The organism is Bacteriovorax sp. As-1, assembly GCF_058446905.1.
On the sequence record NZ_CP184341.1, the window covers coordinates 2,580,418 to 2,602,273 of the forward strand.

Annotated in this window: 24 protein-coding genes; 10 read left to right on the top strand and 14 right to left on the bottom strand. The window is 41.1% G+C overall.

The window, feature by feature from the left end:
* Window positions 1-9: 9 nt before the first annotated feature.
* Window positions 10-651, bottom strand: coding sequence for an SOUL family heme-binding protein (locus tag ACN20O_RS13055; protein WP_491634363.1), 642 nt, complete (start codon window positions 649-651; stop codon window positions 10-12).
* A gap of 206 nt (window positions 652-857) precedes the next feature.
* Here ACN20O_RS13055 and ACN20O_RS13060 point away from each other — a divergent pair, with 206 nt between their 5' ends.
* Complete coding sequence (locus ACN20O_RS13060) at window positions 858-1,256, top strand: hypothetical protein (RefSeq protein WP_491634364.1); 399 nt, start codon at window positions 858-860, stop codon at window positions 1,254-1,256.
* On the opposite strand, the gene ACN20O_RS13065 is transcribed toward ACN20O_RS13060, so the two are convergent.
* The 6 genes from ACN20O_RS13065 to ACN20O_RS13090 form a co-directional block, all read right to left on the bottom strand.
* A complete protein-coding gene (locus ACN20O_RS13065) occupies window positions 1,253-1,855 on the bottom strand; it encodes an SOUL family heme-binding protein (RefSeq protein WP_491634365.1) in 603 nt (200 codons plus the stop codon). The two genes, ACN20O_RS13060 and ACN20O_RS13065, sit on opposite strands and share 4 nt — an antisense overlap.
* 96 nt (window positions 1,856-1,951) lie before the next feature.
* Entirely contained in the window at window positions 1,952-2,605 is a 654-nt protein-coding gene (locus tag ACN20O_RS13070) for a transglycosylase SLT domain-containing protein (protein ID WP_491634366.1), read from the bottom strand.
* 195 nt (window positions 2,606-2,800) lie between these two features.
* Window positions 2,801-2,992, bottom strand: coding sequence for a hypothetical protein (locus ACN20O_RS13075; protein WP_491634367.1), 192 nt, complete (start codon window positions 2,990-2,992; stop codon window positions 2,801-2,803).
* 151 nt (window positions 2,993-3,143) lie between these two features.
* Window positions 3,144-3,641, bottom strand: a complete 498-nt coding sequence (locus ACN20O_RS13080) for a TlpA family protein disulfide reductase (RefSeq protein WP_491634368.1) — start codon at window positions 3,639-3,641, stop codon at window positions 3,144-3,146.
* A gap of 13 nt (window positions 3,642-3,654) precedes the next feature.
* The gene (locus tag ACN20O_RS13085; protein ID WP_491634369.1) at window positions 3,655-4,977 is read right to left on the bottom strand and encodes a phospholipase D-like domain-containing protein; all 1,323 of its coding nucleotides are present in this window, start codon (window positions 4,975-4,977) and stop codon (window positions 3,655-3,657) included.
* Window positions 4,977-5,642, bottom strand: coding sequence for an endonuclease/exonuclease/phosphatase family protein (locus ACN20O_RS13090; RefSeq protein WP_491634370.1), 666 nt, complete (start codon window positions 5,640-5,642; stop codon window positions 4,977-4,979). The genes ACN20O_RS13085 and ACN20O_RS13090 overlap by 1 nt, the downstream gene beginning before the upstream one ends.
* A 296-nt stretch (window positions 5,643-5,938) precedes the next feature.
* Between ACN20O_RS13090 and ACN20O_RS13095 the strand changes: the two genes are divergently transcribed.
* Window positions 5,939-6,508, top strand: a complete 570-nt coding sequence (locus ACN20O_RS13095; RefSeq protein WP_491634371.1) for a hypothetical protein — start codon at window positions 5,939-5,941, stop codon at window positions 6,506-6,508.
* A gap of 87 nt (window positions 6,509-6,595) precedes the next feature.
* Window positions 6,596-8,152: a bifunctional metallophosphatase/5'-nucleotidase gene (locus tag ACN20O_RS13100; protein ID WP_491634372.1), complete on the top strand. Its 1,557-nt coding sequence runs from the start codon at window positions 6,596-6,598 to the stop codon at window positions 8,150-8,152.
* A gap of 18 nt (window positions 8,153-8,170) precedes the next feature.
* Here the strand turns inward: ACN20O_RS13100 and ACN20O_RS13105 are convergent, their stop codons facing one another.
* The 6 genes from ACN20O_RS13105 to ACN20O_RS13130 all read right to left on the bottom strand — a co-directional run bounded on the left by ACN20O_RS13105 (window position 8,171) and on the right by ACN20O_RS13130 (window position 13,327).
* Entirely contained in the window at window positions 8,171-8,713 is a 543-nt protein-coding gene (locus ACN20O_RS13105) for an SDR family NAD(P)-dependent oxidoreductase (RefSeq protein WP_491634373.1), read from the bottom strand.
* Window positions 8,714-9,712: 999 nt separating this feature from the next.
* Window positions 9,713-9,895 carry a hypothetical protein gene (locus ACN20O_RS13110; RefSeq protein ID WP_491634374.1) on the bottom strand — a complete coding sequence of 61 codons (183 nt, stop codon included), beginning with the start codon at window positions 9,893-9,895 and terminating at the stop codon, window positions 9,713-9,715.
* Between the two features lie 379 nt (window positions 9,896-10,274).
* Window positions 10,275-11,657 carry an aspartate ammonia-lyase gene (locus ACN20O_RS13115; protein WP_491634375.1) on the bottom strand — a complete coding sequence of 461 codons (1,383 nt, stop codon included), beginning with the start codon at window positions 11,655-11,657 and terminating at the stop codon, window positions 10,275-10,277.
* Between the two features lie 138 nt (window positions 11,658-11,795).
* Window positions 11,796-12,188 (bottom strand): hypothetical protein, encoded by a 393-nt coding sequence (locus ACN20O_RS13120; protein ID WP_491634376.1) that lies wholly within the window; start codon window positions 12,186-12,188, stop codon window positions 11,796-11,798.
* Between the two features lie 396 nt (window positions 12,189-12,584).
* Complete coding sequence (locus ACN20O_RS13125; protein ID WP_491634377.1) at window positions 12,585-13,073, bottom strand: hypothetical protein; 489 nt, start codon at window positions 13,071-13,073, stop codon at window positions 12,585-12,587.
* Between the two features lie 62 nt (window positions 13,074-13,135).
* Window positions 13,136-13,327 (bottom strand): hypothetical protein, encoded by a 192-nt coding sequence (locus tag ACN20O_RS13130; RefSeq protein ID WP_491634378.1) that lies wholly within the window; start codon window positions 13,325-13,327, stop codon window positions 13,136-13,138.
* A gap of 202 nt (window positions 13,328-13,529) precedes the next feature.
* On the opposite strand from ACN20O_RS13130, the gene ACN20O_RS13135 reads away from it, so the two are divergent.
* The 5 genes from ACN20O_RS13135 to ACN20O_RS13155 all read left to right on the top strand — a co-directional run bounded on the left by ACN20O_RS13135 (window position 13,530) and on the right by ACN20O_RS13155 (window position 17,227).
* Window positions 13,530-14,078 carry an NADPH-dependent FMN reductase gene (locus ACN20O_RS13135; protein ID WP_491634379.1) on the top strand — a complete coding sequence of 183 codons (549 nt, stop codon included), beginning with the start codon at window positions 13,530-13,532 and terminating at the stop codon, window positions 14,076-14,078.
* A 90-nt stretch (window positions 14,079-14,168) separates the two neighbouring features.
* Complete coding sequence (locus ACN20O_RS13140; protein ID WP_491634380.1) at window positions 14,169-14,567, top strand: hypothetical protein; 399 nt, start codon at window positions 14,169-14,171, stop codon at window positions 14,565-14,567.
* Window positions 14,568-14,652: 85 nt separating this feature from the next.
* The gene (gene guaD, locus ACN20O_RS13145; RefSeq protein WP_491634381.1) at window positions 14,653-15,957 is read left to right on the top strand and encodes a guanine deaminase; all 1,305 of its coding nucleotides are present in this window, start codon (window positions 14,653-14,655) and stop codon (window positions 15,955-15,957) included.
* Window positions 15,947-16,624 carry an SAM-dependent methyltransferase gene (locus ACN20O_RS13150; RefSeq protein ID WP_491634382.1) on the top strand — a complete coding sequence of 226 codons (678 nt, stop codon included), beginning with the start codon at window positions 15,947-15,949 and terminating at the stop codon, window positions 16,622-16,624. Before guaD ends, ACN20O_RS13150 begins: the two co-directional genes overlap by 11 nt.
* A 75-nt stretch (window positions 16,625-16,699) precedes the next feature.
* Entirely contained in the window at window positions 16,700-17,227 is a 528-nt protein-coding gene (locus ACN20O_RS13155) for a hypothetical protein (RefSeq protein ID WP_491634383.1), read from the top strand.
* 37 nt (window positions 17,228-17,264) lie between these two features.
* On the opposite strand, the gene ACN20O_RS13160 is transcribed toward ACN20O_RS13155, so the two are convergent.
* The gene (locus ACN20O_RS13160; protein WP_491634384.1) at window positions 17,265-19,646 is read right to left on the bottom strand and encodes an ATP-dependent Clp protease ATP-binding subunit; all 2,382 of its coding nucleotides are present in this window, start codon (window positions 19,644-19,646) and stop codon (window positions 17,265-17,267) included.
* A 152-nt stretch (window positions 19,647-19,798) separates the two neighbouring features.
* Between ACN20O_RS13160 and ACN20O_RS13165 the strand changes: the two genes are divergently transcribed.
* The gene (locus tag ACN20O_RS13165; protein ID WP_491634385.1) at window positions 19,799-20,020 is read left to right on the top strand and encodes a putative quorum-sensing-regulated virulence factor; all 222 of its coding nucleotides are present in this window, start codon (window positions 19,799-19,801) and stop codon (window positions 20,018-20,020) included.
* Window positions 20,017-21,831, top strand: coding sequence for a DNA helicase RecQ (gene recQ, locus ACN20O_RS13170; RefSeq protein WP_491634386.1), 1,815 nt, complete (start codon window positions 20,017-20,019; stop codon window positions 21,829-21,831). Before ACN20O_RS13165 ends, recQ begins: the two co-directional genes overlap by 4 nt.
* Window positions 21,832-21,856: the final 25 nt, after the last annotated feature.

The following is a 21,856-nucleotide window of genomic DNA, read 5'->3' on the forward strand; positions in this document are numbered from 1 at the left end:
ATAGGCCTATTAAATAAAATGTTTCACTTCAACATGGACTTCATTTCTTCTTAAAAAAGGAATTGTGGTTGGTCCGTCATATTGAGCAATTTGAATATCGCCCACCGGGAAAAAGAGATCACTTTTGCTGATCCATTGAACCAGCTCAGCAGAAAATTTCTTGATCTTCTCCTGATCGTTAACCCCAGAGTAGCGCAGTGAAGCCACCATGCGCTCAGGGCTTTTATGCAAGAGGATTCTATTGTCTTTAGGAGTTGGCGCAGTGGCCAGGTTGTACTTTTGCGGAAGCACAAACGACATGGTCCAGCCATTTGAATTAGGCTCCTGATAAATAGGAGAGGTCATGGGGATATAGTCGTTGGTTTCTTCCTGAAGTACTGGCGAGGTCATCTTTAAGTGTTTATGGTCTTTGTTTTGGCCAAAAATGTAGGAAGCTAGGCATGCGAAAGCCTCCTTCTTGGCCTCTTCGAAGTTACCGTTAATCGTAACTGAGGCGAGAATGAAGGAATTGTATTTTCTGATTTCTTTGTCTCCTTCAGTACAGACCACCTCATAGACGGGCCCCTCACCTAATCGGATCCCAAAAAAACCTGGGATGCCTTTGAGTTTTTCACTAAAAGGAATGTCGAGAGTCACTTTTTCTTGGTTCATGACGACCTCCATAAGACTCCAATCATTTGATAGAGCAAAGGCGAGGCCAATAAATTGGGAGATTTTTACTGGAAAATAAGGAACATTTGAGGCAATTTAGTCAGGTAATGTGGCAAAAATAATTAACGCATAGCTGGCTCATCTCTTGAACAAATTTTAGGGAATAGCTATGATAGTAGCGTAAATTTCATTGTGAGAAGGGGATTATGGCAAGTTTAAAAGATGCACTATTAAAAGCTGGAATGAAGGCCACTGAGCCGGTAAAAAAACAAAATGACCGCGAGAAGGTTGCGAAGAAAGACATTACAGAATCTGTTTCTCACCAGGTTCAAAGAAACTTTTGTGAAAACTGCAACCAGGTTCGCCCTGATGTAGAGTTTTATAAACACAGAAACCCAACGACAGATGCTGAATGGATTTGTTTAAAGTGTGCAGATCAGCTGCACATCCTGGATAAATTCAGACAAACTGCTCAAAGCGATGCTTCGATTAAGCAGATGTTCAGAAGAGAGTATGGGGAGACAGTGAAGATCGCTGTTCAGAAGAATGCTCAGGTACAAAGAACTGGCGGCGGCAACCGTGACGACGTCAATGGCAACCGCTAGTGGATGTGTTTCACATTGATGTGAATTTCGTTTTTTCTAAAAAAAGGTATTGTTAACGGCCCATCATATTGGGCCGTTTTAAAATCGCTCAAAGGAATATACCAAGGGCGCTTTTTAAGCCACTTCTTTAATATCCCGCTATACTCGTTTATCTTTTCTTCATTGTTAATTCCTGCATAGCTAATACTTGCCAACAGGTGGAGCGGATAGTCTTCAATAAGAATTCTATTGTCCTCTGGTTTTGGTGCAGTTTGAGTAATAAACTGCTGAGGAAGGATAATCGACATAGTCCACTCTTTTGATGCAGTTTCTTGCAAGAGAACTGGAGTGGTCATCTGTATCTTTTCCCCTGACTTATTGTTGCCAAAAATATAGCCTGCAAGGCCACTAAAGGCCTCTTTATAAGCTTCTTTAAATTCCCCTGTCACTGATATAGAGGCCCTCGTCTGAGGCTTATAGGAGCGGATTTCAATCCCTCCATCGACTTTTAAGATTTCGTAAGGTGCCTGCTCTTCAAGCTGTAGCCCAAAGAGTCCAGGGAGGCCTTTAACTTTTTCGTTTATTGTAATGTCGATTTGGGAATGAGAATCTTGGCCCATAATTCCTCCTATTCTAGGAGGTTATTTTCAAATATCATGCCGAAGTTGATGTGATAGCTAATTAATTGTTTTAATTCGATGTAAGTAAAAATGACTTTAATTGCTTGGGGCAATTTGGTTTGAAAGTGCTAGGGATTTTTCCGTCGACACTAATCTTGCCTGAGAAAGCATCTTCATGCGCACTTCAATTTTTCGAAGGTAATCCATTTTGTACTTAGTTGTATTGGAATGATAACGGGCGTACCAGCGCCTGTCTCTTTTCGAGTGGCGGGACTTTAGAATGTTCAAGATTTGCGCCATCTTCTCCATGGCGTAGCCTTGATCTTCCGTTACGAGAAGATCTTTTTGTATCAAGGGAAGTTTCATCCTTTTAAATTCAGCATTCCAAACGTCTACGTTGACTTGCCCCAATGAGAGGTCTCCAGTGGAAGAAACTTTGTTGTACTGGAAATTGCTTTCGGTATCTATAAGGGCCACGATGATTTGTGGTTCAACTTTGTGCTTTTTTATTGCGTGGTGGATGTCATTGGCAATCTTGTTACGAGCGTTGACTTCCAGTTCAGGCTGTACGATGGAAATCATCTGAGCGATAAGTGGAGCTTCATTTGGAATGTAGACCTTATCAAAGTTCCCAAACTTCTCGCGGGCGTATTTACCCTTCGAGTTTTTTGTCGTTTTAACAGATGAGCATCCTTGGAAAAGCGTAAGGATTCCCAGCACCAGAATCATTTTAGGTAGTAGAGTTTTCATTTGAAACTCAGTCTACACTAAAAGGTCATGGTCTTAGCTTAGTTGAAAGAAATCCATGGTGGATGTCTAAAAATTAGACGGCCAATTTGCCAAATTTCATTGGGAGAGTTGTGAAAAGGCAGGCTTAGGTATCATCAATAAATAACCCCTAGGCCTGCCCGCTCAGCTTAGATCAAATAATTTGATTTAAGCTGATTACTTGCGAACGGGTTTATCGAATGAGCTTCTTTCATCTTTTTTAGGTTGGTTTTTTGATGAAAGATCTGATTCTGAGCGACCGCCTTTTAATGGCAGGTCAATTTCCGGACGTTGTGTTGTTTTAGATTGTCCGGCGAACTCTTCTTTGTTTCTTTGCGGTTGTTGATGGAATTTTTTTTCTTGTACCATACAGTCCTCCTTGGAATGTTTACTGCCCTATTAGAAGCATTTCCGATGCCAAGAAAAACTCTGCAAATGATGGATTTTCAGAGAGAAAAATAAAGAAAATGAGGCAGTTTGCTCAAGTGATGTGGCAAACGTCCGTCTGTCTATAGAGTGTTTATCTTAGAAATGAAGAGAGACGGTATTCAAGTGTTGGACTTAATCCTGAAGTCATCCATTCAACAGTATGCTTCTCATCTATAAAGACAATAGTGGGAGTGGCCTTAACTTTAAAAATCTTCGAAGCATTTTCATCGAAGTCTAAACCGACAGGAAATTGGTAACCATTTTTCTTCATTGTATCTTCAATGAGCTTCTGATCTTCCAGACCGGCAACGGCAAGCACATTTTCAGGACGAATCTTTTTATCGACGATCATTTTGTTGATACGCTTAAGTTCAACTTCACAAGGACCACACCAAGTTGCCCAAAAAATAAGGGCTACTTTCTTTTGTTGATAAAGCTCGAATTCACCACCATCCAGTGTGCGCATTTTAAAGTTGGGAATGACTTTGTCTTGGAATTCAAAATGGCTCAGTATCACCGGCAGTCTTAAGTAGATAGCATAGGCTGCGACAGCAAAAAAGATAGTGTTAAAAATTCTTTTGTATTTCACAGCACCTCTTTAATCACACAATCTTCCTATTGAGAAGGATTTGTTTGTAGACCAAAAGAAAACTGATAATGAAAAAAGGAAAACCTGGAATGATAGGAAGCAGAGAGCCCAGAACTCCCAATATAAAGAAGAACATAGAGCCTGCGATGCGCAGGATGTGGTAAAAGCGATGCTCTTTGTTGTGATCTTCCTGGAAAGAAAGACCGATTGAAAAGTTAGCAATCAGCGACAGGATTAAATAAAAAATAAAGCGAAAGGCCCTTATTTTAAGCGGAGATTTTTCGTGCAGGTCAGTTAAGGTTACTTTGTCGCAGCCAAGAGAGATGATGTCTTCAATTTGTTGATTGAGATGATGAGTGAACTCTTTGGAGTAAATGTCGACATTCATCTCCAGGTTTTGCTGGTAGCTGGTGTAGTTGAGGTTAAAGGAGCCAATCGTCGACCAGCTTTCATCTACAGTGGCAAGTTTTCCATGAAGAACAGAGCGTTTCCACTGATAGATCTCAACCCCACGTTTAATAAAATAATCGTAGAGGTATTCAGAGGCGAGAATGTAGCTAGGCCAGTCTGAATACTTAGGAAGAATCAATCGCACACGCACACCGCGGGCCTGGGCCTCCACCAATTGCTTCATAAATTTCCTTCGCGGGAAAAAATAAGAATTGATAATCGTGATACTTCTTTGGGCCTCGGTGGTAATGCGCGAGTATTGTCTGGTTATTCGTGAGCGCCCATGAACCCAGTCATTGACAGAAATGCCTACGTCGTAGCCGTCAGGGTTATGGCGGATGTGCTCCGCTTTTTCCAGTGGAATACTTTTTCGCGAAGCCCTTTTAAAAATATGTTGGCAATAAAGGGAGAGTGGTTCAATTGCCGGGCCTTTTAAGTAAACGGCAAAATCCAGTTGAGGCACAGATGAACCGGGAAGACAGGCGTAGAGAACATTAATTCCGCCAATCATTGCCGCTTCATGATCGATGAGCAAAATCTTATGGTGAAGCCTGCGCCCCCAGCGATATAACCATTTAAACTGAATTGAATTAAAGCGACAAAACTCAATGCCGTTTTGAACCATTTCGTTTTCTGATTCAATTGTTAAATTTCGTGAGCCAATGCTGTCGACGAGTAGAAAAACTGCGACACCTCTTTTTTTGGCCTCAATTAACTCATACTGAACTTGCTTCCCAAATTGATCAATTTCAAAAATATAAGTTTGAAGATGAATGCTCTTTTGGGCCGATCGAATCATTGCCAGGTATTTTTCATAGTAAGTATCGCCGTCCTGGTAGAACTCCACATGATTATTCTTGCTGACGGGGAATAGTTCTTTTTTCATCAGATATTCACCTCACAAAAAATGGGAAGGTGATCGGAGAGGTGTTGGTCGTAAAAAATGACGTGAGAGTCGATGACTTCCAGGTTTTTAACATAAATGCGGTCTAGGCAAAGGATAGGAACTTTCGCAGGGAAAGTGCGGGCAAAGCTGCCATTGACGTGCTTATGAACTTCCTGCATGCCAAGCTTTTCTTCAAAGACCAAGAATGATTTCTGGTTCCAGTCGTTGAAGTCTCCGGCAATGATAAAAGGGATGTTTTGATCTCCTTTTTGCTCAACAAAAGTTTTAATTTTTTCGTATTGAATTTTTCGGCCCATGTGCAGGAGATTGAGATGCAAGCAAGCTGCATAGATAATTTGTTCAGGTCTATTACCAATGGGCGGGATTTTAATTTTACAAACCAGCATACCTCTTTTCTCCCAACTATTTGTCGAGAGATTGAGATTTTCGAAAGTCTCAATAGGGTATTTACTCAAAATAAGATTTCCGTGGTGGCCATGATCATACAGTGCATTTTGGGCATAAGAAAAATGCGGCCAGAGCTCATCGGCTAAAAATTCGAACTGAGAATCAATGAGCCCTTTTTTCTTGAAGATCTCGTTTTTTCCTACAACTTCCTGAAGAAAAACAATTTCTGCTTCAGAGGAGTTTATGAGATTTTTCATTTCTTGCAGGCAGTATTTTCGATTATTCCAATCGAATCCCTTATGAATATTGTAGGATAATATCTTAAGACGCATATTCACACACGCTCTCCCATCCAAAAAAAGAGCAAAGTTCGCGCCAGTATATGATGATAAGGAAACCGAATATTTGCCCCATCTAAAGAAGACAATTTTGGACATTCATAAAAATTATCCCCCTAAATTGCCTCAGATATATTGGTATGTGCTTTGCAATTTCACTCCATCATCAAAGCATACTCAGTAATGCAGTATGCACTTAACTACGGAGAAGAATCATGTTCAAAACTTTATTAACTCTCACAATTATGGCCTCATCACTAACAGCGTTCGCGCAGATGTCTGAGAGTGAAAAAAGAAATGTTGAAAGCAGATTAGAAGGGACACTCCCTGAACCTAAAGAAGTTGAAAACAAATCAGAATACAAAATCCACATGGGTTTAACAGCAGGTGTGAACTCACCAAATGGTGATGCAGAATCATCACCGGAGTTTGGTATCAATGTTGGCTTTCAACCTTACATTCCGTTTGGGCTAGGGGCAGAAGTGATTACAGCAGAGCTTGGAGACTCTAACGTACAAAGAACCTCAGTGCTTGCGCGTGGAAGTTATAACTTCGGTGGAGACATCCCAGTTTTAAGAAGTAGTTTCGTAGGGGTCGCGACAGGGCCAATGTTTGTTGACGGCGATAATGTAGAGTGGTCGGTTGGACCTCTGGCCGGTTTTGATATTCCTCTCCAAAATAAGGCCAGTGATTTCCTGTCTTTAGGTCTTCAAGCGAAGTACCTTTGGACGACGGGAACCCAGGATTCGTTTTCAGCGGGTCTGGCGCTTAAATACTGGTACTAAAATTTAAAGAAAAGATTGCGAAAATGTGTGGCGTCAAGGCTTCCAAACCTTGACGCCACACTCTTTTTTCGGGATAAAGCTCCGGCAATGAAAAAATCAACATTTACTACAATTTTTCTGGTGGCTTTGGCCTTCATGGGATCATCTCCCTCTCACGCTAAGCTTTTACAAATCCTTCATACGAATGACACACATTCTTATTTAGACAATTCAACTCACTCGTCAACGAGAGGGGGAATGGCGCGTTTAAAAGCGCTGATGAATATGTATAAAGCGCAAGCTGAAGCTCAAGGAATCAAAACGATTGCCGTAGACGCTGGTGATTTCCTTGAAGGGAACATCTATTACATGGCCAAAGATGGTCGTGCGACCTTCAACATCCATAACGAAATGGGATACGACATCGGGACGCTCGGAAATCACGACTACCAGATGGGTTCAGCAGAACTGGATAAAATTTTAGGCGAAATCGACCTGAAGTTTTCTCTTATCGTGGCCAATATGGACGCGAGCTCTAAGTATAAAAATATCAACAGCAAAATTAAGCCTTATAAAGAAATCAATGTTGATGGAACAAAGATCGCTTTTCTTGGTTTAACAACGGATGAAATTTTTTATAAGTGGCGCCTGGCCCGTGGTGCGGTTCAAAACCCAATCGATACGGCCCAAGAGTATGAAAAAGAATTAAAAAATCGCGGCAACGATTTCGTCATCGCCCTGACTCACATTGGAGTTTTAAGAGATGTGAAGCTGGCGGAAAAAACAAAATACATCGATCTGATCATTGGCGGTCACTCGCATACAGCTCTTTATGAGCCTGTGTATGGGGAAAACAAAAAGAAACTAAAAGTACCTATCGTTCAAGCGGGAATGCACACAGAATACCTTGGTCGTTTAGTTGTCGACCTGGTTAAAGGTAAACCGCTTAAGATCGTAAGTTATGAACTTGTTCCGGTAAAAATGGATTCAGTGATGGCCGATCCAGAAATGACGGAATTAGTGAAGGAAGCAGACACTGAATTAGATGCTTCTTACGGGCAGGAATGGCTTTCGGAAAAAGTAGGTTACTCTGATTTAAAACCAGGAGACACTCTTGGGGCACGCAAGTGGGCCTTTTTCATCACTGATGCATTAAAAGAAAAAGCAGGTGCTGATATCGCTATCCACGCGCCGGAAATGAACGGATCAAATTACCCGGTGGGGGAAATCACAAGACGCACGATTTTAAATTCAATGCCAAGAGTGTTTGAGTTCGATCAAAAATATGGCTGGGATATTTATACGACAAGAATTAAAGGGGCATGGTTAAGACTGACTCTTGATGCTCTATCTTACTTTGGTCAGCCGCTGACTTTCTCTGGTATTAAAATGGAGTATGAGCGCGGACCGTTTGGTTTCAAGATCAGAACGATTACAGTTAACGGCAAGAAGGTTAATCCTTTTAAGACGTACACAGTGGCCTTTACAGAGGGGATTATCCGTGGTGCTGAAGGAATCGATCCAAGAACCGTTGCAATTCTTCGCCACCCTAAAAACACAAATTATAAAATTTGGGCAACAATGGAAGAGAAAATCAAAAACTCGACTCAGCCTTTGAGTGAAATTTGTGATGACAGCCACACTATGATTTGGCCGGATCGTTAGGATTTTTAAGCTGCACTCCTAGTGTAGGAGTGCAGATGCTTCTTTCTTATCTTCAGTAAATTCTTCATCTAAAAAATACACGACTTGCTCATCAGAGCTCAATGCTTTCAATGTGACACCTGTGCCTTCCACATCGTTCTTTAAGCTTTCACAAAGTTTGTTGGCATCTTTTTGCTCTCCACATGAAGCAATGAGAATGCGTCCGAAACCTCTGTCGGCCATATGATGAAGAACTTTTCTTGCCAGGATTTTTTCCTGTTCCAGGTCCTCACTTATTCCGGTGTTAATAACTAAAGCTTCAACAGCGCGCCCTGTTGCGACGATTCGTCTGTAAAGCTGCTCAACTCCTTCAGAAGAAGAGAGATCAAGCTGATAACTGACGGCATCGACTTTTAATTCTTTAAAGTCTTCCGCTTCTTCAACGACTGAAGGGTTTGCTGCTGCCACGATAATGTCATATCCGTGCTCAGCAAATTGTCTTGCTAAATCATATCCATCGGAACATGAACTACTAGCAATGACCGCTAATGGTTTATCTGTGGCTATAGATTGATTCATCATATTCGTACCCTCCTTATGGTAACCGACTTGTTGTTGTCCTTTTAATTTTCCTTCGCTTCTCCGGGATTGAGTCTTTTGTCGGCCAGTCTGGTTCAACGGTATGTTTGGTTTTTCCCTTCGGCGACATATCGTCTTCTTTGAAAGTGAGAATATCTTTTGATTTATTCGGGGGTGACTTCTTTGTTTCTGAAACCATAAATCCTCCGTGAATTTAAATAGGTGAATGTTTAAAATAAAAAGCCACCGGCGAAGGTGGCTTTTATATCAATAGGTAGGGATCAAACGTGAGTTTGCACAAATGGTTTATTGATATGTTTCTCCAAGTCTTACGTCCCCTAAAATGAATTGTTATTTAATCTTTTCTACCACTGTCTGGCCTCTGGCCATAGCGACGCCACCATCGCTGTGTAGATATCCTTTAGCAAAAGCAGAAGAAATAGTTACCGCCGTTATCAAGGCTACAAGAGCACAAAATAAGTTAGACTTAAACATTTAATTTTTTCCTCTACTTTAGCTAAAGAATATATTTATTTAAAAAGCCACCCCGAAGGATGGCTTCTAATTGTGATTGTGGAACCAAGAACGTTGCTTGAAAGGAGTGGATGAAAGTTTTACCTTTTCCCATTTTTTGTCTGTCTTCGAATCGAACCCGAAAGTTCTATCTCTGAGTGGACAATTCCTTTTATTCATCGAACTTGTACAAAAGTTATTACAATTCGTTTTTCACTTTTGTCTTGCGATCCTCCACTAAGAAAACACGAATGCCTTCTTAGCTTCTACTATTTATATTGCATCTCCTGTGCCAAGATTTTTCAGCTAGAAATAGCTGTAATCCCATTGGAGGAAAAAAACGACGTGGCAGTAATCCCCAACAAAGTGCCCCATAATCCCGATTTGTTTAATGAGTTATTCACATTTACATGTGGAAAACTAAAAAAAAGGGCCACCATAATGGTGACCCTTTTCTTCGTTGATGGTCGTGTCAGAGAAATATTTTTTCTAAGGAAAGAAATGATCTAAAAACATGTCTTGAACGAGAAATTCGAATTTAGAGTGCTCATCTTCATTGCTACAAATCAATGTATCAAGACTTACGGCCTGCTTAGAATTCGCCATATAGTCAGGGCTTCTTTCTTCAAGCAATTCGAATAATCCTTTTTCTCCTTGTTTGTTCTCGCTCATAAAACACTCCTGATTACGGGCACTGATTATTTATTGTTGTTTGGTGACCATTCATTTTGACTGGTCACTTTTATGAGGAGCAAGTTCAGTACCAAATGTAAGAAACAGTAAGTGTCGGTGAGAAAAAGTGAATCGCTAAAATAAAAAGCCACTCCGGAGAGTGGCTTAAATCGTAGATGGATTCAAGTTATTATCGCTCTTATAATAACTTGTACGAGATCTTCGCGATTTAGAATGTAAGAAACCTTCTCCTTACATTCTTAATTATGGTTTTCTATTGCAGGGGCCATGCCGAAAAAACTTAACTAAAACAATTTGAAATTACGTTGTGGAGCATTTTATTCGAGGCAAAATTCCAAGAATTATGCCTCGTGATGTACTAATGCGGGACAGTTAGTTTTTTTGGATCCAGCAAATCTTTGATTTGCTTATCCGTAAGTAGTTTTTGCTCTTTTACTAATTCAATAACTGTCTTTTTACTTTTGATCGATTCTTTGGCCAGCTCTCCAGCTTTTGTATAACCGATCACAGGATTTAAGGCCGTGACTATTTGTGAAGTCTGACTAGCGTATTTCTCACAGGTTTCTTTATTGGCCGTGATTCCAGTTATACAAAGCTCGCGCATCGTCTTTAAGGTGTTAGTGAGAATCATAGAGGATTCAAGCGCTAATTGGGCCATTACCGGCATCATGACATTGAGTTCGAGTTGCCCTGCCTGATTGGCAAAGGCCATGGCCTGATCATTTCCCAGGACTTTGAAAAAAACCTGATTAGCCATTTCGAGTATGGAAGGGTTCACTTTTCCTGGCATAATACTTGAGCCAGGTTGGGTTGAAGGAAGATTGATTTCTCCCAGTCCGTTGGCAGGTCCTGAGCTAAGCAGTCTTAAATCATTGGTGATTCTGGTGAGCTCCAAAGCGCATGCTCTTAGAGCGTTTGAATAAATTGTCATCGGCAACTGGGACTGCATGGCCGCACACATATTATCGGAGAGCGTGAGATCGCTGTCTTCAAAGTCGTGTTTGAGTTCCATGATGATCGCCTCGCGGAAACCTTTGGGGACATTGATTCCCGTTCCGGCTGCAGAGCCGCCAATACCGAGTTCTCTTAAGTAGTCTTGTGAGTGGATCACCAGCCCAATAAGATGCTCAATTGTTTTTTGATAAGCAGAGAATTCCTGGCCGAGACGAATAGGGACGGCATCTTGTAAATGAGTTCGTCCAGATTTTATCACCAGGTCAAATTCCTGCGCCTTTTGTTTAAAAGCATTAGAGAAGCGTTGTAATTCATTCACTAATTCTTTTGATAAAACCAAAGTGGCCAGTCTCATGGCCGTTGGATAAGTATCGTTCGTACTTTGAGACATGTTTACATGATCGTTGGGGTGGACGTGATCATAAGCCCCCAGCTTTCCTCCCAATAAAACATTCGCTTTATTGGCGATCACTTCATTAGCGTTCATGTTTTGAGATGTCCCGGCACCGGCCTGATAGGCATCGACGATAAAATGTTTTAAGTAATTGTCTTTGAGTAGCTCATCGACTGCTGTGGTTATGGCCGCTGTTTTTTTCTCATCAAGGGCACCGGCCGCTTGATTAGCTTTAGCAGCAGCTTTTTTCAACAGGAGAAAACTTCTGATTAACTGTGGATGCACTTGGGTACCACTGATAGGGAAGTTCTTTGAAGCGCGAAAAGACTGGATTCCATAGAAAACATCATCGGGAATAGACAATTCACCAAGACTGTCTTTTTCAATGCGCATAAAATGTTCCTGTTGTTGATTTAATTATTTTAGGGGGGGATTTTTTAGGAGTATAAAAAAAGCGCCAAATACTTTCTAATTTTTTCATAGATGTCTTCAGCGCTTTAAGATTTATGAATGTATAAAAATAGCCTCATCTTATTTTACAACCTTTCTTGTTGTTACAAAATGTCCAAATTCAGCTTTAGGAATAATGATATCTAAGTTATTTCTCCATTGTGTAGGGATACTAGGACAATGGACTCCGTTTTTTCTATGTACTTTTCTTCTTTTGTTATCTTTGTCTTTATCTTCTTTTTCTTTTCTAGTTGAAGTAATACTTCTGTTGATCCTCATTCCAGCATTCATCGGTGGTCTTTTTTCGAGTGGAGGTCTTCTTGCTGCGTAATAGGCAGCTTCTAATTCTTTATCCAATCCAATAATGGCCGATATTTCTGGAGGATTCTCTTTATTGTTTAAATCGTTCTCTACGATATAAAAAGCCATTCTTCGTGTTTTTGTTCTGTAATACTCTTTAAGTTCCGGCGACATAATAATCCTCCTTAATTTTTGTCGTTGGTTGCTCTTGTTCTCTTCTGTCTATGTTATCTATTGCCAACCGTATCTCATCTGTACTCGAGAAGAAGATCTCAAAGATTGAACGTTAGGTTGGTCTTCACGTTTTCTTTTTGATCCGTTTGCAATTGTTAGACTTTCTTCCTATCTAATAACAATCTTAGACAAAAGTACCAGACAGGTTAGAATCGTCTTTCATATTGCTGTAGTAATCGCTCACTACACTCAAGCTCGACTTCCACTTTTATATAAAGCATCTTCTGTGCCAATCTTTTGGCGTAATAACCCTATGAAATAGAGATTTGCGAAGCAATTTATGGGGCAATTTGTAAGATATGCCGAGGCAAAAAAGAATGGCGCATTAAAAACTAACTAAAACGTTTTGATAAGTAGTGGAGCGAAGTTTGAGAAGAATCCCAAAGTGCGGCGAGGCTTAAAATCCATGTGAAAATTTCCAATTCTCTTAATGGACAAGAAGATCGCCGCAACAAAGCTGGATACCAGATGAGAGTAGGCGAGAGTTATAAATGTGTCTGATATTTTTGTCATGAGCACAGGAAGGTCTTTTTCATTTACCGTCTCATAGACCATTCGGTCGATGAAAAGCAAACCAATGAAAACCATATTAACAGCGTAAAACAATGGTGCAGCACTGAGTACACTGGCCCCTCTTGGATCAGCGTTTTTTATCACAACTGTTAATAAAAAAGAACTCGATGACAAGATGATGTAAGACACTACTCCCAAGATAATGGCCGCTATTGCGGCCACGCTCAAAAACAAGACGGTTCCTAATAAAAAAGATGGGAGTTTTAATTTCGAAAACGCTTGTTTGTGATCTATATAAGAACTAAGTTGCATATTTTTTCTTTAATGAGGAGGTGCCCAGGTGAGTGAGCACCTCAACGTCCAACAGCAAATAATTATTTGCGTGAACCCATATCTCTTTTAGAGATGTTCGCTTTGTCTTTTGAAATTCCGGTTTGTTTTAGATTTCCAGAACGATTTGTGTCGGCCGCTCTTTCAGCGTGGCGCACACCAGATTTTTTATCCATGTCTTGCGTGTCTTCTGCTAATTTTCTTCCTGATGAAAAATTTTTTTTGTTTTGTACCATGAGATCCTCCGTGTTTTGATTACATGAAAAATGGTAAAGCATGAAACATGCCAAGCTTTTGATTTAGTTTTAATCATTTTCATAAGACAATTGAGGCAAATTAGGTTTGGTGTTGAGGCGAAAAAGGTGATGGAATCAATTTTGAATCATTCACTCTGGAAGTTATCCACAATAGCCGAGTAAAATCATCAAGGGAGTTTTCATGAAAGTATTATTGTTCGCAGGAAGTTTGAGAAAGGATTCTCTTAATAAGAAGCTGGTAAATGTTGTCGCGAAAATTATTGAGAAAGAAGGAAAAGTGACGCCTACCATACTAGATTTGCAACCGCTCAATCTCCCTGTTTATGATGGAGATCTTGAAGCTAAAGGAATGCCAGAAGGAGTGACAAAACTGGCAACTGCTATTGCTGATGCTGATGTCTTAATAATCTCAACTCCAGAATACAATGGTTCAATATCTAGTGTGCTTAAGACGGCTATCGACTGGGTTTCGAGGGTGAAGCCTATGCCTTTTAGTAAGAAGCAAGTTCTACTTTTAGGTGCATCTCCTGGGGCCTTAGGGGCCATCAGAGGCCTGGCCCATGCCCGTGTACCATTTGAAAATTTAGGCAATTACCTTTACCCGGAAGTCTTCGGCCTTTCCAAGGCCCATGAAGCCTTTGATGAAGAGGGCAACCTTAAGGACCCTGCTCAATATGAAAAGGTTCAAAAACTCGTGCATTCGTTTCTTGCCTATTGTGAACGAAAATAGAACGGCCCTGTAATTTTTACAAAAACGATTTGCAAATCGCGATTTGTGATAAAAGGCTGTCATTCACTACTCACACTCTAGGAGATAAATATGAAGGCAATCCTATTTACAATCGCGACTCTTTTCTCAATCAATGCAATGGCAGACCAGTGCCAGGCCGTATCTCAGGCAGAAGCTGAAAGAGCAGCTCTTTTACTTCAAAAGAACGCAGTGATCACAGATTACTGTGAGCCATGTAACGAAGGCGGAGCAAAGGTCAGCAAAGTTTCTGTCGTAAACAAAGTAAAGTTAGAGACAATCAAGCTTGGAAACCAATATTATACAGAAGTAAAAGTTAACGGGAAAAGCGTAGATTTAGCTTACCTTTTCGTACAAGTTGCTCCAAATAGAAGTGTAAACGTAGCAAAAGCTATCAACTGTGAAACTCTTGATCCTTCAACAGTATCAAGCGTGATCGATGGAAACCTAAAAACGATTAGACAGAACTAATATCTTTTTATCGCCAGACTTATAGGAGGAGTTCTTCCTCTGGTAAGTCTGGTCGATTCATTTCCGGCATGTTATAAAGGCCCCTATGAATACAAAAATCTTACGTGGCCCAGCTGTCACATTTAAAGCAGACCCATTCCTTGTTGGCGACGAAGCCGCTCTTCACTATGAAAGCGACGCGCTTATTATTATCGAAAACGGCAAAATCAAATCTTTTGGCTCTTACGATTCACTTAAGAGTTCAATCCCTGCGGGAGTTGAAGTTAAAGTTTATAAAGACTCATTGATTGTTCCTGGTTTTATCGACACTCATATCCATTACCCGCAGACTCAGATCATCGGTGCTTTTGGAAAGCAGTTAATCGACTGGCTTAATAACTATACGTTTATCGCTGAACAACAGTTCGCAAACTTTGAGCACGCAAAAAATGTAGCGAAAGTTTTTGTGCAGGAGAGTTTCCGCGCGGGAACGACGACATCAGCGGTTTATGGAACAGTTCATCCACATTCAGTAGACGCGATCTTTGAAGAGGCTTCAAAGTTCAATATGCGCATGATTGCCGGAAAAGTCCTGATGAATAGAAATGCTCCACCGGAGCTTTTAGATACGGCACAGAGTTCATACGATGATTCAAAAGCGTTGATTAAAAAGTGGCACGGGAAGGGAAGACTTTCTTATGCAATCACTCCACGTTTTGCTCCAACATCAACTCCTGAGCAACTAGAATTAGCAGGAACGCTTTGGAAAGAGCATCCAGGTGTTTATATGCAAACTCACATCTCTGAAAATAAAGGAGAGATTGAGTGGGTAAAAGAATTGTATCCAGAAAGAAAAGGATACCTTGATGTGTACGATCACTACGCTCTAGTGGGAGCGCGCTCGATTTTCGGTCACGCAATTCACTTAACAGACAACGAGTGGGAGAGAATGTACGAGACAGGTTCAGCTGTGTCTCATTGCCCGACTTCTAACGAATTCTTAGGAAGTGGTCTTTTCCCATTTCCAAAAGCAAAAGATAAAAAGCGTCCCGTGCGCGTAGGTCTGGCAACAGATATTGGTGCCGGGACAAGTTTCTCTCAACTTCAATCAATGAACGAGTCTTATAAGATTGCTCAGCTTGAAGGATACTCACTTTCATCTGTCATGGCCTTCTATCTGGCAACTAGAGGAGCGGCAGAGTCGCTTTACTTAGAAGATAAGATCGGATCAATTGAAGCAGGAATGGAAGCGGATCTTTTAGTTTTAGATTTAAAAGCGACTCCATTAATTGATTTCAGAATGAGTTTCTGTAAAGACATCAACGAAGTGCTTTTCATCCTGATGACTTTAGGGGACGACCGCGCCACCAAGTCAGTCTATATCGCCGGCGAAAAGGTTTATGGAAAATAATCCAGCACGCGACGTCGTCTGCGCAGACGCCATTGAATGGTTACAGGCCCAGGAGAAGCTCGAAGGTGCTTCTCTCGTTGCTTCTATGCCAGATATCTCTGAGTTTCCGAAATGGCCTTTAGAGAAATGGAAAGAGTGGTTTAAATCAACCGCTGCGCTTATCATGACAAAAGTTCCAGACGATGGCGTGGTAGTGTTTTATCAATCGGACATCAAATATGAAGGTGTATGGGTTGATAAAGGTTATCTCGTTCAAAGAGCTGCTGAGGAAGTAGGCCTTGAACTTCTTTGGCACAAAATCGTCTGCCGAGTAAAACCGGGGTACATCACTTTTGGCCGTCCTGCTTATTCACACGTTTTATGTTTTTCAAAAAATGTCCGTTTGCTTGATTTAGGAAAATCTACGGCCGATGTTATTCCTGATCTGGGAGAAAAAACCTGGGAGAGAGGAATGGGGCTGGAGAATTGCCTGATGATTGTAAACTTCATCAAAAATCATACGCAGTCTAACCGTATTGTTCATCCATTCTGTGGAGAAGGAAGTGTACTTGCCGCGGCCAATATTTTAGGGATGAATGCTCAGGGGATTGAGAGAAGTCCTAAACGCGCTGAGAAAGCACGCCAATTAAAGATCTCTGATGACCTTAAGTCATGGATTGATGGTTAAGCTCTTCCGCCTTTTTTGTTTATAAGACCTATTCTTTTTGATATACCTGATAAAACATCAATGAATGGGGGCTTCATGAAAACTCTTTTAGCGTTAGCTTTTCTTTGCTTTTCAACACTAGTCATGGCCAATGGCTACAACAACTGTATGTACGGAACAGACGGAAGTGTTTCATGTGGATCGCTTTATAATGGATGTAAAATCGGTTCAAAAGGCGACATCTCATGTGGTGGTCTTTACGACGGATGCAAATACGGAACAAACGGATCAGTCTCTTGTGGAGGTCTTTACGACGGATGCAAGTACGGAACGAATGGATCTGTTTCTTGTGGTGGACTTTATGATGGCTGCCAATACGGAAGTGATGGAAGTGTATCGTGTGGTGGAAAATACGACGGCTGTAAAGTAGGTTCAAAAGGGGATATCTCTTGTGGAGGCGTTTACAACGGATGCAAGTACGGGACAAACGGATCAGTTTCTTGTGGAGGTCTTTATGACGGATGCAAGTACGGAACGAACGGAACTGTGTCTTGCGGAGGCCAGTACGATGGCTGCAAGTCTGGATCGAATGGGTCTATTTCTTGTGGTGGATTTAATCAGTAATTTAAAAAAAAGAAAGGGCCCAAAACGGGCCCTTTTTTTATTGTACCATTTCAAAAGTCACATGCTCAGCATTGTCATCCTTCCAGACACCTTTCATGTTCCCTTTTTCTAAATGCCCTTCAAGCACTCTCTTTGAAAGAGGGCGAGTGACAATTTGAGAGAACACCGATTGAAGTGGACGTGCACCGAAGCGAGGATCGTACCCGCGTTTAGCCAGCTCTTCATACACTTTCTTATCAAGCTCAATATGAAGCTCTTTTCCTTCAAGGCGCTCGTTAAGAAGCTTCACTTGTTTATCGATCAAGTTTGTCATGATCGAGTTATCAAGGGCGTTGTAAGTTAACATTGCATCCAAGCGACCAAGAACTTCCGGCTTAAAATCATGCTCTAAATCTTTCGAGTTAGTTGTGATTAAAATGATCGTGTTCTTAAAGTCGATGGTGCGACCTTTATTATCTGTTAGACGTCCGTCATCCAGGATTTGCAACAGGATGTCCGAGAAGTCGTGGTGGGCCTTTTCCACCTCATCAAAAAGGATAACCGAATATGGTTTCTTTCTGATGGCCTCAGTTAAGATACCGCCTTCTTCATATCCAACATACCCCGCAGGAGCACCAATCAGTTTTGAGACTGAGTGTTTCTCTGAGAACTCTGAAAGGTCAAAGCGCACTAAGTTTTCCTGCGAACCAAATAAAAATTCAGCAAGGGCCTTAGCGGTTTCAGTTTTACCGACACCAGATGGACCTCTTAGTAAGAATGAACCAAGTGGGCGAGTCGGGTCTGATAAACCTGCATGAGCGGTAATCAAGACTTCTGCGATTTCGTTAAGTGCTTTGTCTTGCCCAAACACTTTGTTCTTTAAGTAAGCTTCCAGCTCTAAAATCTGCTCCTGCTTAGATTTTAAAATCTTCTCCACTGGAATGCCTTTTTGCCTCGAGATGACATTGGCAATATGAGTGGTTGAAAGAACCCAGTTGTTGTTTGATTGAGAAAGTTTCGCCTCAATCTCAGGAATCACTGAGTACTTAAGCTTTGAAGCCGCTTCGTAGTCCTGGTTTCTTTGCGCCTGCTCCAATTCAAATTTTGAGCGGTCAAGCTGGTGCTTTAATTCCGAAACTTGTTTTAGGGCAAGAACTTCTTTTTCCCATTTTTCTTTTTCTTCTTTAAAACGCGCTTCTAAAACCGCGATCTCTTTTTCTGTGTCACCAGGTTTTGCCTGCGACTTCGCATAGATCTTTTTGGTTCTGATCTCTGCTTCTAATTCAACGAGGTCGGCGGGCATCGCTTCTGCTGATAACTTGAGAGCGGAACTGGCCTCATCGATAAGGTCAATCGCTTTGTCAGGTAAGTTTTTATCAGTAATGTACTGGCTAGATAAAAACACAGCATCGTAGATAGCGCGGTCAGAAATTTTAATTCCATGGTGAATCTCCATCTTCTCCCTGATTCCCATCAGGATCTCAATGGCATCTTCCTTGGTAGGCTCATCTACAGGAACGCTTCTAAAGCGTCTGTCGAGAGCAGAGTCATTGAGAATATATTTTTGATACTCCTCGGGGGTCGTTGCACCGATACAGTGCAGTTCTCCGCGAGCTAATGCAGGTTTTAGTAAATTGGCCGCATCCATTGCTCCATCAGTACGACCAGCACCAACTAATTGGTGAAGCTCGTCGATAAATAAAATCGCCTGGCCGTTTTGGTCTTTGATGAATTTTAAAAGAGCTTGCAGTCTCTCTTCGAATTCACCACGGTATTTTGTACCGGCCATTAGGGCACCAAGATCTAGCGAGTAAACTGTTTTACCTTCTAGTACATCAGGCACTTTTCCTTTTACGATGGCATCAGCTAAACCTTCAACGATGGCCGTCTTACCAACACCGGCTGGTCCAACCAACACTGGGTTGTTTTTCCCACGGCGACCTAAAATTTCCATCACGGCGCGGATCTCTTTTGAGCGCCCGATAACCGGATCGAGTTTACCGCTTTCGGCAAGCTCATTCAGGTTTGTTAAGAACGTCGGCTTCTCAGTTACACCATCAGCGTTTTCCGTTTTTAAAGCGTTGTAGTCGATCTTAAACTCTGGAACAATTTGTTGCAGATACTTTAAAAGATCGGTTTCCGTGATTTCACCACGCCCATTTTGAATGGCGTTTGATGAAGCGTATGTCAGCCACTCAGAAAGTTTGCTTGATGCTCTTAGGTTTTCCATTTCGATTTTATTTTTAGTCGTTGGAACTGTATCTAAAAGTTTTTCAAGATCTTTTGAGTATTTTTTCAGCGCTCTATTGGAAAATGACTGAGGGTTATTCATTAACCCTAAAATTAATTGGTATGGGGTCAGCTCTATATGCTTTCTCTTTAGGGCCTCGCTCTGAGCGATGGCCAGAGACCCCTCAACGATGCTGTCAAATTTGTTCATATATTATTCCTCCCTTAGAACGTCTCTTATAAGTCATTCTTACTACTTAAGATGTGGTCATTTAAATAAGTGTCAAGGCGAGCACTCAAAAAAAGCTCTAAGAACCTAAAAACTTATTAACAAACTCAAGTGTTACAAGGCACAATAATCACATGGATTTTGCACAAAATGACTTAGTAAAGTTAACATTAGTTGTTATGCCTTTTGGTAAATACAAAGGCCGCACGTTGATTGAGCTTCCAGAAAATTATGTCCTGTGGTTTTACGACCAAGGCTTTCCTGAGGGAGAGCTGGGAAAGCTCTTGGGGCTTTTGTACGAAATCAAACTCAACGGGCTTGAAGAGCTTGTTTACAATATAAAAAAGATGCAATGAGATCAGAGAAACTTCATTCGATATTAAAAGAAACTTTTGGATACGAATCATTTCGTTTCGAGCAGTTTAATATCATCAATTCTATTTTAGATAAAAAAGATACGTTGGCGATTATGCCAACGGGTGGAGGGAAGTCTCTTTGTTACCAAATTCCTGCTTTATACCTGGATGGAGTGACACTGGTTATTTCTCCGCTTATCTCGCTAATGCAGGATCAGGTGATGAACTTAAAAGAGTATGGAGTAGAGTCTGTCTTTTTAAATTCATCTCAAAGCTTTAGTGAATCCCAAAAAGCAAAAGCTCAAATCTTAAACGGCAAGACTAAGATCGTTTATGTTTCACCGGAAGGTGTTTTAAGCCCAGCGCTTATGAGTTTCTTTGATCAGGTACAAGTTTCTTTAATTGCTATTGATGAAGCTCACTGTGTGTCTCAATGGGGGCATGAGTTTAGAAAAGACTACACAAGACTTGGGGAACTTAAAGAAAGATTCCCGGATGTTCCTGTGATTGCTTTAACTGCAACAGCGGATGCTAAAACCAGAGTCGATATTGCTGATCAGCTTCGCATGAAAGAGCCTGCGACATTTGTCTCTTCATTTGATCGCCCGAATATTAAGTACATGATCCTTGAGCGCAGTGATGAGATTAAACAGTTGGATGAGTTTATTAAAACTCACCACCCGGATGATACCGGTATTGTTTATTGTCTTTCTCGCGATAAAGTTGAAAGAGTGGCCGCAGCTCTTAATAAATTAGGTTATAAGGCCGTCCCTTATCATGCAGGTCTTTCAGTCAATGAAAGGGCGATGAATCAGGAGCTTTTTAATTTAGAAGAAAAGATTATTGTTGTCGCGACGATTGCCTTTGGTATGGGGATCGACAGACCAGATGTTCGTTTTGTGGCCCATTTAGATTTGCCAAAAAGTATCGAGAGTTATTACCAGGAAACCGGAAGAGCGGGACGTGATGGAAAAGCTTCAACTGCTTGGATGATTTTTGGTTTAGGTGATATTGTGAAGCTTGCTCAGATGCTTGAGACGACAGATGCGGATGAAAACTATAAACGCATTGCTCGCTTTAAGTTAGACAGCATGTTGGCATTGTGTGAAGCCGCTTCTTGTAGAAGACATTATCTTCTTCGTTATTTTGGAGAAAATGGAGCAGAGACTTGCGGGTACTGCGATACTTGTATTGAGCCGCCAACTCTTTGGGATGCTACTGTCGATGCTCAAAAAATCCTTTCAACAATTTTTAGAACTGGTCAATCCTATGGTGCCGGCCACTTAATTGATGTGATTCGTGGAAGTAAAAATGCCAAAATCACAGAGAGAAACCATCATGATCTTTCAGTTTATGGAATTGGAAAAGATAAATCAAAAGAGCACTGGGGAAGTGTTTTAAGACAGCTTCTGAATTTAAATTACATTGCTGTTAAAAACTGGGAATACCGAAGCCTGGCGCTGACGAATAAAGCTCAGGATATTTTAAGCGGCAAGATTAAGCTCGACCTGCGCATGCAGGATGAGAAAGTCGCTAAAGCAAAAACAGCGGCCAAGGTGGATAAAAAGCGCACTGGAGGAGCAAGTGGAGACGATGGTCTCTTTACTGCACTAAAAGAGTTAAGAAACCGCCTGGCAAAAGAAAAAAATCTTCCTTCTTATATCGTGTTCAACGATAAGACATTAAATGATATGTGCGTGTTAAAGCCTCGAAATGCAGAGGAATTTTTATTAGTCCACGGCGTTGGTCAAAGTAAACTGGAAAGTTATGGGACTGTCTTTTTAGATGCAATCAAAAATTATCAGGCGTAAAATCTATCCTAAGCTCTAAACCTTA